This is a genomic window from Psychrobacter sp. CX21, assembly GCF_057396255.1.
This window is the reverse complement of the sequence record NZ_JBXYJG010000022.1, coordinates 1-18,947: the sequence shown is the minus strand read 5'-3', so window position 1 is coordinate 18,947 and position 18,947 is coordinate 1. Positions and strand designations below refer to the sequence as shown.

12 protein-coding genes and 1 CRISPR repeat array are annotated in these 18,947 nt (G+C 39.3%); of the genes, 10 read left to right on the top strand and 2 right to left on the bottom strand.

Annotated elements, in window-relative coordinates; genetic code table 11:
- Positions 1–11 precede the first annotated feature (11 nt).
- The 10 genes from csm6 to cas6f all read left to right on the top strand — a co-directional run bounded on the left by csm6 (position 12) and on the right by cas6f (position 14,127).
- Positions 12–1,100 carry a CRISPR-associated ring nuclease Csm6 gene (gene csm6 / locus AC2SLP_RS10855; protein ID WP_486536683.1) on the top strand — a complete coding sequence of 363 codons (1,089 nt, stop codon included), beginning with the start codon at positions 12–14 and terminating at the stop codon, positions 1,098–1,100.
- A gap of 886 nt (positions 1,101–1,986) precedes the next feature.
- On the top strand, positions 1,987–3,150 hold the full coding sequence (locus tag AC2SLP_RS10850; RefSeq protein ID WP_486536682.1) for an iron-containing alcohol dehydrogenase: 1,164 nt from the start codon (positions 1,987–1,989) through the stop codon (positions 3,148–3,150).
- Between the two features lie 49 nt (positions 3,151–3,199).
- Positions 3,200–4,099, top strand: a complete 900-nt coding sequence (locus AC2SLP_RS10845; RefSeq protein WP_486536681.1) for an SMP-30/gluconolactonase/LRE family protein — start codon at positions 3,200–3,202, stop codon at positions 4,097–4,099.
- A gap of 95 nt (positions 4,100–4,194) precedes the next feature.
- The gene (locus AC2SLP_RS10840) at positions 4,195–4,404 is read left to right on the top strand and encodes an IclR family transcriptional regulator domain-containing protein (protein ID WP_486536680.1); all 210 of its coding nucleotides are present in this window, start codon (positions 4,195–4,197) and stop codon (positions 4,402–4,404) included.
- Positions 4,405–4,843: 439 nt separating this feature from the next.
- A complete protein-coding gene (cas1f, locus tag AC2SLP_RS10835; protein ID WP_486536679.1) occupies positions 4,844–5,833 on the top strand; it encodes a type I-F CRISPR-associated endonuclease Cas1f in 990 nt (329 codons plus the stop codon).
- Between the two features lie 653 nt (positions 5,834–6,486).
- On the top strand, positions 6,487–9,888 hold the full coding sequence (gene cas3f / locus AC2SLP_RS10830; protein WP_486536678.1) for a type I-F CRISPR-associated helicase Cas3f: 3,402 nt from the start codon (positions 6,487–6,489) through the stop codon (positions 9,886–9,888).
- Positions 9,815–11,443 carry a type I-F CRISPR-associated protein Csy1 gene (csy1, locus tag AC2SLP_RS10825; RefSeq protein WP_486536677.1) on the top strand — a complete coding sequence of 543 codons (1,629 nt, stop codon included), beginning with the start codon at positions 9,815–9,817 and terminating at the stop codon, positions 11,441–11,443. Before cas3f ends, csy1 begins: the two co-directional genes overlap by 74 nt.
- Positions 11,440–12,510, top strand: a complete 1,071-nt coding sequence (gene csy2, locus AC2SLP_RS10820) for a type I-F CRISPR-associated protein Csy2 (RefSeq protein WP_486536676.1) — start codon at positions 11,440–11,442, stop codon at positions 12,508–12,510. The genes csy1 and csy2 overlap by 4 nt, the downstream gene beginning before the upstream one ends.
- A gap of 17 nt (positions 12,511–12,527) precedes the next feature.
- Positions 12,528–13,526, top strand: a complete 999-nt coding sequence (gene csy3, locus AC2SLP_RS10815) for a type I-F CRISPR-associated protein Csy3 (protein ID WP_486536675.1) — start codon at positions 12,528–12,530, stop codon at positions 13,524–13,526.
- A gap of 1 nt (position 13,527) precedes the next feature.
- Positions 13,528–14,127: a type I-F CRISPR-associated endoribonuclease Cas6/Csy4 gene (gene cas6f, locus AC2SLP_RS10810; protein ID WP_486536674.1), complete on the top strand. Its 600-nt coding sequence runs from the start codon at positions 13,528–13,530 to the stop codon at positions 14,125–14,127.
- Positions 14,128–14,320: 193 nt separating this feature from the next.
- A CRISPR array of direct repeats spans positions 14,321–17,290; the repeat unit is 28 nt; unit sequence CTTCACCACCACACAGGTGGCTTAGAAA.
- A 454-nt stretch (positions 17,291–17,744) separates the two neighbouring features.
- On the opposite strand, the gene AC2SLP_RS10805 is transcribed toward cas6f, so the two are convergent.
- Together AC2SLP_RS10805 and AC2SLP_RS10800 are read right to left on the bottom strand one after the other, a co-directional pair.
- Complete coding sequence (locus AC2SLP_RS10805; RefSeq protein WP_486535256.1) at positions 17,745–18,071, bottom strand: transposase; 327 nt, start codon at positions 18,069–18,071, stop codon at positions 17,745–17,747.
- A gap of 37 nt (positions 18,072–18,108) precedes the next feature.
- Positions 18,109–18,747: an IS110 family transposase gene (locus AC2SLP_RS10800; protein ID WP_486535257.1), complete on the bottom strand. Its 639-nt coding sequence runs from the start codon at positions 18,745–18,747 to the stop codon at positions 18,109–18,111.
- Between the last annotated feature and the right edge of the window lie 200 nt (positions 18,748–18,947).

Below are 18,947 nucleotides of genomic sequence, written 5' to 3'. Positions count from 1 at the left end.
CTGGATTTAAAATGAAAAACATCTTATTCCTAGTCACTGGTATGTCTCCACAAATTATTACTGAGACTATTTGGGCTCTAGCCTGTAATCCTAAAAGGAAAGTACAGTGGATACCCGATGAGGTGTATGTATTGACAACTCAAATAGGTATGAACCAAATACAAGAGCGCCTGTTCAATAAAGGTGTATTTGATAACCTTAAGACAGATTATCCTCAGCTAAGAGACATAAAGTTTGATTCCTCCTCATTAATGGGTGTTGAGGTTGATGGCGAGGTATTGGACGATATCAAGACCCCAGAACATAATGAAGCAATGGCTGATACGCTTTGTGAACTAGTTAGAGGGCTTACCGAGAGCACAAATACTGCTCTACATGTTTCTATAGCTGGTGGTCGCAAAACCATGGGATTCTATGCCGGTTATGCTTTGTCTCTATATGGTAGGCCACAGGATAGACTGTCACACGTATTGATAACGGAACAGTTTGAACAGGCGATAAACTTTTTCTACCCAACTCCTTATTCACATTTAGTTTCGAATAAGAACGAAGTGGTTGTAGGAGATGCCAGTAACGCAGAGGTATGGCTTTCTGAAATACCTTTCGTAAGGATGAGGAGTTTACTTGATGAAGAAAGTATTTTCTCTAACAAAGGCTTCTCTGAAATAGTAGCGACTATTGACAAGTCTTTAAAACCCATTCAGCTGCAGATCATTAACAACGATGAGCGAAAAGTTTTTATCGGTAATGATTTTTGTAAGCTATCCCCTAAAGAGTTTAGTCTATATCTAGTAGCAGCCGAATTAAGACTCTTAGGCGAGGCCTTGCGTTATCCATCAAAGGATATTGATGGAGATACTATCGATTCTAAGCACATGAAAAGATTCAACGAGGTGTATAATCAGCACAAATCTATAAACGCAGCGGATGAGGTTATTGTTGATTATGACTACTTCTCTAATACTCTTTCAACTATTAAGCGAAAGTTTAAAAAGGCTTTCGGAATAAAGCTTGCTGAGCAAATTGCCATTCAGAAGGATGTGACGTCTGGTGGATTTGGTATTTTACTACCTATACAAAATGTCATAGTTATTACCTAGCCTATTTATTTAGCACCGCAGAATAATATTAATTAATCAATAAATATCATCAAAATACAATCGCATACTTGAATAGAGTAGAGGTCAAAACACTAAATTTTTTTAGTGTCCACTATCCCTGCTATACTTTAAATGATATTAATTTACATCCTGTTTTTTGCTTTGACATACTATCTCAAAGCCTTTAATATCAAGGCATACACATTAATGTCTGATACCCTATGTTTGGTGGACCTACATTAACATGGTAGAGGTCGCTAGTTCTAAACTAGTTACGCCTACCAAGATTTAGTAAACAAAATAACCCCCGATTCTCAGTTAATTCTGTATCGGGGGTTTTTTTGTGGGTTAAGTTTATTCATATCTTCTAAATGAATTCAATAAAACACTTATCAATTTTTTCATTTCTTTTTGATAGTAGTCATAAGTTCACCCATTTAACTCAAGATTTGTATTATTAAATGGGTATTTGAATATGTTCTTAGCCATAATTATATATAGGCAGGTCAATATATTTAGAATACACTTAAACAATTATGTGAAATTATTAATTAAAATGATAGCTGTCAAATCATTTAATGACAACTCTCTTATTATTATGATAATGTGATAATTTAAACGGATAATTAAGTGCGCTAAGAAATTAATATATTGTTTACTTTAGTGGCACTCAGATAGTGGTACGCAGATTATTTTAATACGTTGTTTTTGCAGTATACCGCTTGAGCTAACAGCGTTTTAAAAGTAAAAATGTCAATAGGACAAGTTGTTACCTAGTACTTTTGACATGCATTAACGCCTTATAAAAGCCTAATCCATATAAAAGTACTCTTACTTTTTTATCTATTGGCCCAAATAAGTGAGTACATACTCAAGGAAGAACAGAATGACAGGGATTGAATTTTATACTAATGGTCATATTGTCAGCGAAGCTCATAGCATGCACCAAAAGCTAGGGGGTTTAGCAAAACAGTACTCTGCCACCTCAGCCATAATAATTACAGATGCTGGAATCTCCGAGTTAGGCTATGTCGATATCGCAAAGCAAGCCTTACAAAAAGCAGACGTTAGTGTCGTTGTATTCGATAATGTCGTTGCTGACCCACCTATTGAAGTTGTTGAAAGTGCTATTGAGCTTGCAAGAAACAATCAATGCGATTTGATCATTGGCTTAGGCGGAGGCAGCTCTATTGATACAGCAAAAATTGTTGCCTTATACCCAAACGACTTTAAGTTCGTTAATGATATTTTGGATAAGGATATTAGCAACTTTAAAAAACTACCACTTTTTGCAATACCGACTACTGCAGGTACAGGTGCAGAATCCACGTTTGTATCTGTAATCACAGCAAAAGATGGAAGTAAAAAAGCTATTTATACTCCTAAAATACTACCTGACGTCGCTATATTAGATGCAACCCTAACACTTAAACTACCTCGTCATATTACTGCAGCAACCGCACTTGATGCCATGGTGCATTGTATTGAAGCCTATACAAGTCGTACTAAAAAGAATCCTATTTCAGATGCACTAGTCTTAAAAGGCTTACAATTACTATGGAATAATTTTGAGACAGTATTGAACCATGGTGACAATATTGATGCTCGAGCTAATATGCTGTTAGGTTCTACGTTAGCTGGTATCGCCTTCGTCAATGCCTCTGTGGCTGCTGTCCATGGACTATCCTACCCCCTAAGTATTAATTTCCATATTCCACATGGACATGCTAATGCGCTTGTCATGTGTGGTGTTTTCACATTTAACTTATCAGAAGCTGCTCCTCTATACGCAGAGCTCGCTCATACTGTTATGCCTACTCAAACAGCTGGAATGACAGATTTAGATGCAGCGACTTCATTTATTAATCAACTAAAAAAGTTTTTGGAAAACAGTGGTCTTAAATATCGTTTGAGTGAACTGGATATTTCAAAGAACGATATTCCTGCCCTAGCTGAAATAGTTATCAATTCCTATGCACGACTTATCGCAACCAATCCAAAAGATATGACTTTAGAAGAAGTCAGTACGATATATGAGGAAATAGCCTGATTAGAAATGCTCTTTAAATAATTTTATCTATCATTCAAGGAAGATGATCATGTCGAAAAATGAAATAAAAGTTTGTGTAGACGGCTTTCATTATTTAGAAGGACCTCGTTGGTATCAAAATACATTATGGTTTGTTGATTTCTATACTCAAGGTGTCTATCGAGTCAACGAAGAAGGAATAGCAGAAAAGATTGTGCATGTTCAACAACAGCCTTCCGGTTTAGGATGGTTACCTGATGGACGTATGCTTGTAGTATCGATGAAAGACCGTAAAGTCTTACGACTAGAAGATGACGGTAACTTGGTCGTACATTCTGATATCTGGGAACATTGCGATGGTCATGCCAATGATATGGTTGTAGCCACTAATGGCAATGCCTATGTAGGCAACTTCGGCTTTGATTTGATGGGTGGTGCTGATCATAAAAATACAGGGCTTGTATTGGTTAAACCTGATGGAAACTCACAGACTGTCGCTGAGGGGCTGGCATTTCCAAATGGGATGGTTATCTCTGAAAATAATAAAACATTGATCGTTAATGAACTGTTTGGCAATAAAATAACTCAATTTGATATTAAAGATGATGGTAGCCTCGGAGATAAACGAGACTTTGCAAATTTTGGAGAATTAGGTAATGAACCCAATCTTGGTCTACGCATTGAAAACGCCAGCATATTACCTGATGGTCTTACATTAGATGTCGAAGGTGCTGTGTGGATCGCGGATACTTTGAATCAGCGAGCTGTACGTATAGCTGAGGGTGGAGAGATTTTACAAACTATCGATACTGCACCTGATGGTGTCTTTGCGGTGACTCTAGGTGGACAAGACGGTAAGACATTATTTATGTGTGCGGCGCCAGACTGGGATGAGGCTTCTCGCAAGTCTGAAACCAAAGGACGCATGTTATCTGTACAAGTTGAGGTGGGGCATGCAGGTACGCCATAATTAAAAGTTTTGATTGAACTGAATATCCAAAGCACCAGACCCAAAAATACCCTTTGATAGCCCAGATTTTGTAACCTCACTTGCCTCAGGACTTGATGTCCTGCAAACTTTTGATGAAAATCACTATCAAATGTCCTAATCTGAGGTCGCAGAACGCGTTATCACTCGCCGTACCTGTCTACAAATCTAATAATGAATTAATCGGCGCCATTAATATCAGTACCAACGCGCTTCGCGTAACCTCTGATGATTTAAACCAAGACTTACTACCTATCTTAAAAGAATGCGCCAAAAAAATTCATTAATACTATATCTAGACGCTACTAACTCTAACCTCAACTACCTTTAGAGCTTTTAAATCTAAGGTCGGTTGAATTAAAGGTGTGTTAAATTCAAGGTCTGTTGAATCTAAGTCTGAGAGCATTCAAATACGCCACTCATTTAATTTATAGCGCCGCCCTATATATAATAGTCATTTTATAAAGTGATTTATTGCATAAGTTGAGTATACGTCAGTTAAACTAATAGATACCATTTAATTTAAATAAGTTTATATCCTCTTAGCAACTTTCCCATTGCATCAATTCTTAGTAATAATTAAAAAATTAAGAAAAAGCTAAACAAAATCGTATGTCAGACGACAGCCAGTGTCATTTAGTTATACTTAAAGTATTGATAACCTAATAAACATTCTCTACTATAAAACCATAGCACTTATATGGATTAGACAGGTTAGGGAATGACATGAAAAAGACCAACGCCTACACCGATAACAGCTTTGCCGCCTCCGATCTTAAAACCATCTTGCACTCCAAACGCGCCAATATATATTACCTCTCACATTGTCGGGTAATGCAAAAAGACGGACGTGTGCTATACCTCACTGAAGAAGACAAAGCCAACCTTTATTTTAATATCCCTATCGCCAATACCACCTCCTTACTTCTCGGCACAGGTACGTCCATCACTCAAGCTGCCATGCGTCTGCTATCGCAAGCAGGGGTATTAGTAGGGTTTTGCGGCGGCGGCGGTACACCGCTGTTTATGGGTAATGAACGTGAAATATTTGTTGAATGGTTGACGCCTCAAAGCGAGTATAGACCCACCGAATATATCCAAGGGTGGATGCAATGGTGGTGGGACGATGGCAAACGGTTGCAAGCGGCGCAAACCATGCAAGTGGCTCGCATTGAGTTTTTGCGTAGCGTTTGGCGACGGGACAAAGCGTTTAAACAATACGGTTTTGACAGTAGCGATGAGCATATCGCAAGCTTGCTAGATAAACATAAAAGCCAAATCATGATGCAAGATAGTGCTATGCACTTACTGCAACTTGAGGCTCGCTTGACCAAAGCGCTGTATAAACTGGCGGCGCAAAATACCAATTACGACGGCTTTACTCGGGAGCACGATGGCATTGATAAAGCCAATAGTTTTTTAAATCATGGTAACTATTTGGCTTATGGACTCGGTGCAACGACCGCTTGGGTGCTGGGTATTCCACACGGTTTTGCAGTAATGCATGGCAAGACTCGTCGTGGGGCATTGGTGTTTGATATTGCTGATATTGTGAAGGATGCACTGGTACTACCACTATCGTTTATTTGCGCCAGTGAGAATCTAAGTGAACAGGAATTTTGCCAAGAATGCCTCAACTATTTTACTCAATATGCGGCACTTGATGAGATGTTTGAGGTGGTTAAGGCGTTGGCTTTAAAGACGGATTGGGACTAGTTGTTAAATTTTAACTCTAAAAAATAGACTTAGAATGATTAGCCAATCCCGCTTTCACTACTATCTTGGCTGACACTGTAGCGTGCGCTAATGGCACGTGTCGTTCCTGCTATCACGATATCGCCACTTGCCAAGCGCACGCACCACAGTGTTGCACCAAGGATATCCGCTACAATCGGGGCTAAACCGCTCCTCCGCTTTAAAGTTTCGGCTTTAATTTTAAAGAATCAAAAAAAGCTTAGTTTTATTATTTAGTCACTATACTCTGGTTGTAATAATAATTCGTTATTGTTATATTAATACTTCATTCATTATAAGGAGTAGCTATGTGACAAAGCTTAAATTTAGTTTGATTTTTATTATTGTAGTATCAGGCGCTAATTTTCAGTTAGCTAGTGATAACGATATTACGGTCAATATTAATCAAACCATTAGTAAGTAGGTTATCCCTGTAGCACATACAGCTTAGAAAAGAGTCTAGTGACTAAATGGTTCATTTTTTTCCACCGCTTAGGTGGCTTATATACCCTAGGGTCTATAAGTTTTATGTGCTTATTTGTGTATTGCTTTAGATCTTATAGAGCCTTAGGGTTCTATAAGTTTCCCTGAATATGTAATTAAATTTCAAATAATAAATACACGGAAGTAGCCTAATGTTTGTCACCTTTGTCTCTCAATGTGAGAAAAAAGCCTTAAAGCGTACTCGTCGCATATTGGATGCCTTTGCCAATCGCATTGGCGATAATGTTTGGCAAACGGCTATTACTGAAGATGGTTTGGCAACGGTCAAGCAATTACTTAGAGCGTCTGCAACCAAGTCAACGGCAGTAAGTTGTCATCGGATACGTACTCGTAAAAAGACGGAACTGGTTTGGGTGGCGGGTAATAAGCGTAAATTTAATGAGGTGGGGATTGTGCCTGTGAATTGGACTAATAACGATGAGCAGTACTTTGAACGCTTTGCTTTAAATACCCAAGTGATAGCCCTGTTGTCAAGTTTGGCAGGTTTTTTTCATGATGTAGGTAAAGCCAATAAACTTTTTCAAAACAAACTGCTAGGAAAGAGTGAAAAGTTATATGAACCCTATAGGCACGAATGGGTATCGCTAAGAATTTTTCAGGCTTTTGTTGATGATAACGATGATAGAACATGGTTAAATAGCCTTGCAACTATTGACAAACATAGTGAAACTAAGATGTTAAATAATCTTGCTATGTTCAAGGACGGTATAGCTACACACATTATTCCACAACCTTTTGACACCTTGCCACCAGTGGCCCGATTCGTCGCTTGGCTGATTGTTTCACATCATCGTCTTCCTGTATCTGCTGGCGATAAATCTAATCCACCACCTTTAAATGACATCAATTCATGGTCAAGCAACTTATTTGACCCTTGTTGGAACTCTCCACAAAGTTTAAATGATGAATGGACACCTGTTCAAATTGAAAAAAATTGGTTTTTCCCTCATGGCACGCCCCTGATTAGCGCACATTGGCAAACCAAAGTCAGTATATTAGCTACCAGAATATTACGGCATGAGCGTGTATTTTTACAATGCTGGTTTAAGCAAAATTATACTGCTCATATTGCCAGATTGTGCTTAATGTTAGCAGACCATTACTATTCATCAGATACGCCAGAGATAAAGCTTGATTTAGACTTGCAAGACAGAAACTATAAAGCTTATGCCAATACTTATAAGGACGAACAAGGTCATCGACAACTCAAGCAAAAACTTGATGAACACAATATTGCCGTGGGTATATTTGCTGAGAAGATTGCACGACTCTTGCCTAGCTTACGTCATGATTTACCCCCTCTAAGTGATAACAAAACATTGGCTAAAGACACTAAGCATACAGATTTTGTATGGCAAAACGAGGCATATGCGTTAGCTAAAGAGGTTAGTGAGGATACCAAAAAATATGGCTTTTTTGGTATTTGTAAAGCTTCAACTGGTAAAGGTAAAACGTTAGCGAATGCCCGTATCATGTATGGTCTATCTGATGATGATAATTGCCGCTTCAATATCGCTCTTGGACTTAGAACATTGACCATTCAAACTGCTAATGCTCTTGAAGAAGACCTATCGTTACAGGATGGGGAGTTGGCTATGTTGATTGGATCACAAGCCGTTAAACAGTTAAATCAAACTACTAATGCGGATAATGCAACAAATACGCACCAGACGTTAGACATGAGTCAATATCCAACAAGTGAACAGGAGGCTATGGGCAGCCAGTCATCAGAACCCTTGATTGATGGCGATGTTGAGGTGCTGCAAGGGAGCATCGATTATAGCGGTGAGTTTTCAGAGTGGATAAAGCATGACCCTAAGATTTTAAGACTCATTGAATCCCCTATATTGGTGAGTACTATAGACTATCTAACCCCTGCAACGGAAGGGACTCGTAGCGGTAGACAGATTGCGCCTATGCTACGTCTATTAACGTCTGATTTGGTACTTGATGAGCCTGATGATTTTGGCTTAGATGACCTGCCTGCCCTTTGCAGATTGGTAAACTGGGCTGGTATGTTAGGTAGCCGTGTATTACTGTCTACTGCAACTATGTCACCATCGCTTGCGCAAGCATTGTTTGAAGCCTATCAAGCAGGCAGACAACACTACACTGAAGTTAACGGTGAGCAAGGCATCTGTGATACTGTTTGCTGTGCATGGTTTGATGAATTCAAACACCCTCAATATGAATTTATAAATAATAAACAAGCTTTCAAAACAGCACACGATACGTTTATTGATAGGCGAATTAAACAATTACAAAAACATGCCGTACCGTTAAGACAAGCCAAGCTCATTGATATCGAGAAAGATATCGATAAATCATTATCCCCAAGCCAATGGCTAGCACAACACATTAATCACTCTATATATGAGTTGCATCGACAGCATCATATAAACATGGGCGACAAATCTATTTCTATTGGTTTGGTACGTATGGCTAATATTAACCCGATGGTACAGGTTGCAAAGCATTTATTAAAAATCAGTCCACTCAAAAACACTGTAGTACATTACTCTATTTATCACGGCCAATTTCCGTTAATACAACGCTCTAGCATTGAGCGACAACTTGATGCCGCTCTTAATCGTAAAAACATAGATACATGGATTAAAAACGCCAATATATCTGCTAGGGTTGCTAACTACGCTCAAAAAAATCATATATTTGTGGTGTTGGCAACTGCGGTGGCGGAAGTTGGTCGTGACCATGATTATGATTGGGCTGTCGTAGAACCCAGCTCAATGCGTTCAATCATTCAGTTAGCAGGAAGGGTGCAGCGTCATCGAAAGCAACAACCGCAATGCCACAATATGCACATTTTATCTACCAACTACAAAGGCTTGAAAGGCAGTACGCCTAACTTTTGTAAGCCCGGGTTTGAGACTAAACGGATACAATATTCATCATCAATACTTAGTGAACTAGATATTGCAGATGATATCGTTAGTATAAGTGCCATACCTAGAATCATAGAGCCTAATATATTGCTATCACCTTTTATTATTAAAGACAGCGAAGGCAATAATAGAATCACTTCATTTAATGCATTAGAGCATATATCTCAAAAATTAAAGCTTTTTGGTTCTAAGAAATATTTTAATTATGCCGCTTTATGGTGGCAACATAACCCAAGCTGGTGCGGTGAATTACAAAAGAGACAACCATTTAGACAATCCCTACGTCAAGAGGACTACTGCCTAGCAAATCCGCCACACGTTGATGGACTGCGTTGGCAAAAAAAAATCCCCAAAACGTATCCAACCAAATACGAGCTTACCAACGACGTTGCTAAAAAAGAAGACGTTGTGACACAGGCAAACGGCAATGTGTTTTGGTGTGCGGTAGATATTGAAAATGAAGTTGAGATATTAGAAAAAAAACTGGGTCAAAGCTCAACTACTTCACTCAAAACATTCACACAGATTACGCTAAGGCAAGTTAACGATAAAACAGATGAGCAATGGCTCTGGCATCATCATCTTGGCGTCTATCAACAACCAAAAAAGGATAGATGGAATCATGGATAAACATCAAAAGTTAGCAGATTTGATAGTAGATTATATTGAATCTCGACATGACAAAAAGCTAATCAGTCTCTTTAAGGATAAACCTAAAAAAAACAAACAAGGTCGAGTAACCAATGGTGCATTTAATACTAGACTCGCTGCTGTTGTTGGCAGTATCGACCCTGATAAAAAAGCAGAAGTTAAGACCATTGAAAAGTCTAAAAAAGACAAACAACAATCAGCGTTAGAATTGCAACAGCAAAAATACGAACGACTACTGAATTTGATATCAAAACCAATAACCAATAGCGAGTTATTAGTATTACAAGAAGACGTAAAGGACAGTCTGGAAGATTTAGCTAAGGAGCATAACCCTACGACTTGGCTAAGTACCTACTGTGCTAAAGCATCTGATATTAGCTTTGCAACTCATGTCGCAAAACTCACGCATTCAAGTAGTAAAGGGTCAAGTATATTAGACTTAACCAACGATAAGAATAATCAATATTTAACTACCAATAGCCTTGATAACCCAGAAATCGACACTGCATCATCTAATGCCGCCTCATTACCTATTGCAGATATTCTAAAGCTTTCGGTAGATGGTGTTAGCGTTTTAGACTGTATACAATCGAATGATACGGCATTCTTAAACCAGTTGACTGAGAATAAAGAGTTAACTTCTATTTGGGTGAACAGTCTCAAGCAAGCTTACGACAGTGATCGAAAGTCTAGCTACTTTTTGAATAAACAGATTTATTTTCCTATTGAGGAAGGTTATCACCTGTTACTGCCCCTAACCTCGTCATCTTTGGTACACGCTATTCATGCAGAGCATCAAAAATATTATAGCGAAGAGGCTAAAGATGCCAGAAAACAAAAGAAAACAGGGCTATATTCAGCATTAGAAGTTCGCTCTTATCCCAATAAAGCGTATCTAAATGTGACTGGCTCTAATCACTCTAATGCTTCGTCCTTAAATGGTCAACGTGGTGGTCGAATTGCTTTATTTGCTGCCATGCCACCTCAATGGCGGTCTAGCAAAATTAATATTGCCGGCAAAGATACTTTGTTTGATAAGCAACTTGAATATCGACTTAAAGATAGTATCGATGAATTAAGAAGTTATTTAATAGCTCTCAAAAATCAGAAAGCTGACAACCTTAACAAACCTGACAGGAATGCAGCAGTAGTTAGAAAGCTGAAGTCGATTAGTGATGCCTTTTTTGAATACTTAACCGAAATACAGCTACAAGATAATCCTGTAGGGTGGACTATGGATTGCGAGTTGCCCATAGAACAGCAATTGTTACTAGAACCCAACCGCACTGATGATATCGCTAAGGCTGAAAGGCTTGCAAAAACGTGGGTTAAAACAGTGAGCGCAAGTTATGCACGCTGGTTAAATAAGCAACTTAAACAAAGTTCAAAGAGACATAAAAAACTAAACCAAGATAAGATGGTGCTTAATTTAACCCCAATACATGAACGACTATGGCAGGAACATTTTGCTCACGAATTAAACACTTATCTTGCAATGATGACGAAAGAGCATTTAGAGGAGAGAACCCTATGAGTCAATATCTTGTGCTTAGTCATATTGACGTACAAAACGCCAACTCAATTGCTGGCTTAACGTGGGGCTTTCCTGCTATCACCAGTTTTTTGGGCTTTACCCATGCTTTGAATAGAAAGATTTCTAACGATTATGACAATATTGCTTTGACAGGATGTTCAGTTGTCTCTAATCGACTACATAACAAGGTTTATCAACCGAAACGCTATGCAGATTTTGAGTTTTTACAGAGCAAAAACCCACCAGTGTTAGCAAAGCATAAAAGCGGGAAGTCAGTGCCGATTATTGAAGAAGGTAAAATGAACCTTACTGTCAGTTTAGTGATAGAGATTGAGCAACCGCTATCTTTGAACACTATGCAAATAAAACAATTTGAGCAAGATATTGAAGCTTTAGCTTTAGAGATGCGACTGGCTGGTGGCACAATTTTGAATGTTAAAAAAGTTAAATTACTAACTGGCAGTACAGAAAGTGAACAATCTACAATGCTACGTTCAATAAAACGCCTCGTCATGCCAGGTTTTGTATTGATAGATAGAAGTCATTACTTGCAAGCACATTATCATGCTCTTAAAGAACAAGATGATAAAACGCAACTTTTAGATGCATGGCTTGACTATTCTGCGTTGTGCTTTAAAGCTAAGCCACAAACACCTAAACAACAAATCTCATCGCAAGATGAAAATGAAGATAAGCCTGATGACAGCACACCAGCTGAGTGGTTATACCAACCAAAACCGCAATCGGGTTGGTTAGTTCCATTAATGGTAGGATATAAAGCAATTAGTAAGCTATATGATGCTGGTGAAGTACTTAATACAAGAGACAATACCACCCCTGTCAGATTTGTAGAGGCCATACATTCTATTGGTGAATGGAAAGGTGCTCACTCATTGGAATCTATACAAAGTGTCATCTGGCGATATGAACACGATAGTGACTGGTATCTTTGTCATCAAGTCAATCAAAACTCAAACCATAAATCTTTAACTCAACAAGACCATCCATCTACAACTACCGAAGCAGTCAAATTTTCGAATTTAGAAGACGCCCTAAATTTATTTTAAAACCCAAGGAGTAACCTATGTCTGACCTCAAAATGCCAACCGTACTAGCTTTTAACCGTAATTTAGAACCTTCTGACGCTTTGATGTGGTCAGGAGATTGGAATAATATCGAGCAACCTGAGCAGTGGCAAAAAATAGAATTGTTTGAACGGCGCAACCGAGCCGTTAAAAGCAATTTTAAGCAGGAGGTTCTTGAGAATGAGGAGGAGCTACAAAAACAAGTTGCTGAAGCCAATTTATCATGGGGGGATGATGCGGTATTAGCACATACAGATAACACGCTTAAACTTACTTTTACTTTACGAATTGTCTCGGGAATTGACTTACCATCAGTATGTAATAATCCCGAATTTGAAAAAATATATTCTGAAAAAATTAATGCATACTTAGAATCAAGTATAGACGAATTAGCCAATCGCTATGCCTATAACATAGCCAATGCCCGCTTTTTATGGCGAAATAGAGTAAGCGCACAAAACTTAAAAGTTAAAGTTAGTCATAGCTCTCTTGATACCCCAATCGAATTTGACGCTTATAACTACTCTTTAAAAGAAACCCTCTCTGATGATGAGAAAGTTATAGAACTGGCAAAGTTAATTAAAGCAGGGTTATTAGGTAATGAAAAAGTACTACTACAAGTTGAGGCATTCGCCGAGTTAGGTAACGGGCAACGGGTATGGCCATCGCAAGAGATGGTTTTAAATAGTGCAAAAGGTGAAAAAAGCCGACATCTTTTTTCACTAGATGGACAAGCTGCTATACATAGTGAAAAACTAGGTAATGCTTTACGTACCATTGATGATTGGTACACGGATTTCGATAAAGTAAAAGCGCCAATTGCAGTTGAAGCTTATGGTTCAGTCACCCAGCGAGGCAAAGCCTATCGCTCAAGTCGAGATGATTTTAAGACATTGCTTTTAAAATGGTTAAATGACAAACAAATTACTGATGAGAACAAACATTTTGTTGTTGCTATGCTTATCCGTGGCGGTGTGTTTGGCGAAGGTGAAAAGTAATATGAAATACTACCAAGAGCTAACCATCCTACCCGACCCCGAAATAACCAGTTATTTTGTTTGGAGTAAGCTTTTTACCCAATTGCACATTGCCTTAGCGGATGTAAAAAATACGCACGACATTGATAGCATTGGTATTAGCTTCCCTGACTATTACTTTGATAGTAAAAATGGTAAATCTTCTAAATTGGGTAGCAAACTGCGGGTGTTTGCACCCAGTCAGGATGTGTTAGAAAAACTCGACCTTAACAAATGGTTAGAGCGACTGACAGACTATGTGCATATCAAAAGCATTAAAGAAGTTGGCGATAAATCAAACAGTCATGTTGTTGTCCGACGCTATCGCTATAGAAATATACTTAAACAAGCACAAAGGTATGCAGAGTTTAATGAGGTAGATAAAAGTGAAGCACTGGCATACCTTGCAAAGCATGGGAATAGCAATAAGCCTTACCCCTATATCAACCTTAGAAGTGAAACCAATAAACAGAACTACAAACTAGCTATTGTCCAAGAAACAGTAGATAGCCCAATTAAAGGTGGCTTTAATCCATACGGAATAAATAATGCGTCAGGCAATACCACTGTCCCACATTGGTAAAAGCACTTTTAATGTTCATAAAATAAGGTAATGAAGAATTACCCTAAAATTGGAGGTTAGAACCCTCTTTTTGAACTATTTAAAAACTTGTAGTAAAATCAATAAGTTATAACAAAGCTAAAATTTGAGGGTAAAAACAGGGTTTTTGACCTCTAGGCTTTGCTATAATTACTTTTTAAGAGGATGAAATCCTCTTCACCACCACACAGGTGGCTTAGAAACATGTCAGGCATAGGCGGGGTCAGTAAATCTACTTCACCACCACACAGGTGGCTTAGAAACGCCACCACATAACCCTCGCTTAATAGCTGCTCTTCACCACCACACAGGTGGCTTAGAAATGTTCTTCACACTGGGTATCAGACGCAAAGACCTTCACCACCACACAGGTGGCTTAGAAATGTATGATGCACAAAAGACAATAAAGCATCTGCTTCACCACCACACAGGTGGCTTAGAAAGCCACCACATAACCCTCGCTTAATAGCTGCTCCTTCACCACCACACAGGTGGCTTAGAAAAATAATTAAATTCATCACTTGTCTAAATATCCCTTCACCACCACACAGGTGGCTTAGAAAACGTATATCGGACTTCTTTAGCAACAATCATTCTTCACCACCACACAGGTGGCTTAGAAAAGCCATTGCCATGATTTAGTATGACTAACTTACTTCACCACCACACAGGTGGCTTAGAAACAAAAAAAGCCCTCATTTGAGGGCGTATTATGCCTTCACCACCACACAGGTGGCTTAGAAATAACAAGTGACAAGCATTAAGCGTTGTCATACCTTCACCACCACACAGGTGGCTTAGAAAACTAAAAACGGTCTAACAGAGCCTATGTGTAGCTTCACCACCACACAGGTGGCTTAGAAAAACCGTTACCATGATTTAAGATAACCAGCTTACTTCACCACCACACAGGTGGCTTAGAAAATCTAAAACGCACACGTATGGCTGATAGCTGGCTTCACCACCACACAGGTGGCTTAGAAAGAGGGAATGGACAATAGCTATATTAATTATACCTTCACCACCACACAGGTGGCTTAGAAAAATGCAACAATTAACAGAGAAATATCTTTCGCCTTCACCACCACACAGGTGGCTTAGAAATTAAAGCCCCTTAAACCTTGGTCGCCTTTTATCTTCACCACCACACAGGTGGCTTAGAAATAGATCAAAGACTGCAATCAATGACATATTTGCTTCACCACCACACAGGTGGCTTAGAAAGACTGTAAACGTTGCTTGTCTTGTCTCTAATTCTTCACCACCACACAGGTGGCTTAGAAAAGTCTACATTTACGTTAACCGTTGCCACACCGCTTCACCACCACACAGGTGGCTTAGAAACAATATTTTTATCTGGCGTTGTCTCATCTAAACTTCACCACCACACAGGTGGCTTAGAAAAAAACACTATATAGATTATGTATTACTACCCACTTCACCACCACACAGGTGGCTTAGAAACTTGCCATGACGTTAATAAGCCAAAGCAAGGCCTTCACCACCACACAGGTGGCTTAGAAACACTGGCGCCGCTACTGACTTGATATTGCTTACTTCACCACCACACAGGTGGCTTAGAAACAAGCAGGGTTAGTTGAGTAAGCTATTTTAAACTTCACCACCACACAGGTGGCTTAGAAAATTAATAGCAGTCACTGGTCGTAACGGTCATGCTTCACCACCACACAGGTGGCTTAGAAAGGCGGGCACTTACATTGATAATGCGTTTATAGCTTCACCACCACACAGGTGGCTTAGAAAATTAATAGCAGTCACTGGTCGCAATGGTCATGCTTCACCACCACTCAGGTGGCTTAGAAAATTTTCAGGGTTCAGCTTTTCGAGCGCATCGTCTTCACCACCACTCAGGTGGCTTAGAAAGAATGTGGTAGGGCATGATGATGTATTGTCATCTTCACCACCACTCAGGTGGCTTAGAAAAAATTTGAAAACAGTAAACAAAGTCAACCCAACTTCACCACCACTCAGGTGGCTTAGAAAACTCGATGTTTTTATAAACGTTTTCAAACGCTCTTCACCACCACTCAGGTGGCTTAGAAAGTTAGGTAATTTACCGTCCCATCCCTCACTCATCTTCACCACCACTCAGGTGGCTTAGAAATTTAAGTATCGCGGTTCAAGGCATTATTTATACTTCACCACCACTCAGGTGGCTTAGAAATTATCTGTAAACTCAGCAACTCTATATTCAGCTTCACCACCACTCAGGTGGCTTAGAAATGAAACTACAAGACTAATCGAAGAGTCAGCAACTTCACCACCACTCAGGTGGCTTAGAAATATCAAGTTCATGAGCCGCTTCGCTTGATGCACTTCACCACCACTCAGGTGGCTTAGAAATTGATTTCTTGGTTAAACGATAAAGGGCTAGCCTTCACCACCACTCAGGTGGCTTAGAAATAGACTTTGACAAGCTATCTAGCGGTTATTCGTCTTCACCACCACTCAGGTGGCTTAGAAATTTTTCGACTTGTAGCTTTGGCTCTTTACTCTCTTCACCACCACTCAGGTGGCTTAGAAAACTACCACTTACACCCGCTATTGCCAATCTAACTTCACCACCACTCAGGTGGCTTAGAAATGATGGTTCCGCTTCACCCTTTCTCCATTTACCTTCACCACCACTCAGGTGGCTTAGAAAAAATGATGACGGTGAAACGCCTACTGATATTACTTCACCACCACTCAGGTGGCTTAGAAATTTATTAAGATTTTTATCTAATGTCAGCAATGCTTCACCACCACTCAGGTGGCTTAGAAAGATTAGTGGCGTAACTATAGGTGTGTTGCTGCCTTCACCACCACTCAGGTGGCTTAGAAATAATGGTCTACCGACCCCATGACTTAAAATCACTTCACCACCACTCAGGTGGCTTAGAAAAATAACAAGTGTCACCATTGAACCGCCCGCCGCTTCACCACCACACAGGTGGCTTAGAAAATACGTTATGACAAAAGTTAGCCCCGCTATAACTTCACCACCACACAGGTGGCTTAGAAACCCAAGTCATATCAATGGAAGAGCATAGACACCTTCACCACCACACAGGTGGCTTAGAAAAATATACTTTTACATTTTTTTTCTTTCTAGGTCTTCACCACCACACAGGTGGCTTATGAGAACCGTTAAAAAAAGCACTGCAATTTTAGGTTCGCAAGATAAATTCCCTTAAGAGGAATTTTATGAGAAACATTCTTAAAGTCGAGGAAAATTACAAATTTTTCTTTGCGGTGGGCTGAACGTCCCCCAAACGTTCAGAAAGCCACCACCACACATGTGGCTTATGAGAACCGTTAAAAATCGTACTCCAAATTTAGTTTTACAATATACAACCCCGTCCTCAAAGGGTTTAATATATTGATAAAAATAAATTTAACGTTCACCAGATCTTTAATATGTAGAGCGGTTTAGCCCCGATTGAAGTGGATATCCTTGTTTGACCACTGTGTCGCGGTGACTTAGCCAGTAGCGGTATCGAGACAACAGGAACGCTACTGGCTATTAGTCACCGCCACAGTGGGTAGACAAGATAGGAACGAAAAGATACCATCTTATATGTCAACTCAAATTACTATCAAATAGCAACTTGAGGTTTGTATTTGCTTTGGTGCTTTATCACACCATAGCAAATCTGTAATAACTTTCTCATACCTGCAATCAAAGCCACTTTTTTGCATTTTCCTCTCTTCAGCAGTCGCTCATATAGTTGCTTAACATCAGGATTGCAACTAATTGCAGATAAAGCACACATAAACAACTTCGATCGTAGGTTGCCATCCCCTTTTTTACTAATACGGCTTTTTCCTTTAAAGATTCCTGACTGTATATGTATAGGGGTTAATCCAACAAATGAGGCACATTGCGAAGCATCCTTAAAATCCTTAGATAGGAGTAGCGACAATACATTCGGTGCGACTGTCTTACCTATGCTTGGAATGCTAACTAGGTTGATAGCCTAACTTTAAGTCAGGATGATTACCTATGTGTTTATCTATTTTGGCTTGGATGATATCTATTTGTTCGTTATAAGTGTCTATCACTTGTTTTATAGACTGGGCGATATCGTTGTCATAGCTTTTTCTAGATTCAACTTTTTCTAGACGGTTGCTTTCTCGCTTTTTATCAGCCTTGAGCGTGTCTAAACGGTCTAGCAGATACTTGAGCTTTCTCACGTGCTCAGGTTCTGGCTGCCATGCTTTAGGGTGCCTTGTATAGGCGTATTGCGCGAGTACGTACGCGTCTTGTTTGTCGGTTTTGTGATGACTGCCGATGGCACCTGCAAATTGTTTGGCATATGCCGGATTAATAACGGATACTGTGTAGCCTTTACTGTGTAGATCATAGGCTAGGTTCTCATAGTATATGCCTGTGGCTTCCATGATGATAAGACATTCATCCGGTTTCTTGTTTGTGCTTTGCTTAGCTAGCCATTTGGTAAAGATTGCAAAGCCTTTTTCGTCATTAGTAAAGGTTTTGCTGTGGGCTTTGTTTTTAACTTTTTTACCTTCTTGGTTTAGCCATGTTGCGTCAAATTTAGCTTTGGATATGTCAATTCCAACGTATACTTGATAGGTCATTTCTTTGCATTTCCCTTGTGAATACAGTGTCTCTTAGTTTTATTTTCTAAGGCACTTTGATACCATTCAATCTAAAGAAATACAGGTAGAGGGCTTTATCTTTGCGTCGAGCTCTTTGGCTATAGCGGGATCACTAGCTCACTCTACCTGCTACCATAGCTAAGGTTAACACTTATCTATGGCTTTTTTAACATACAAGC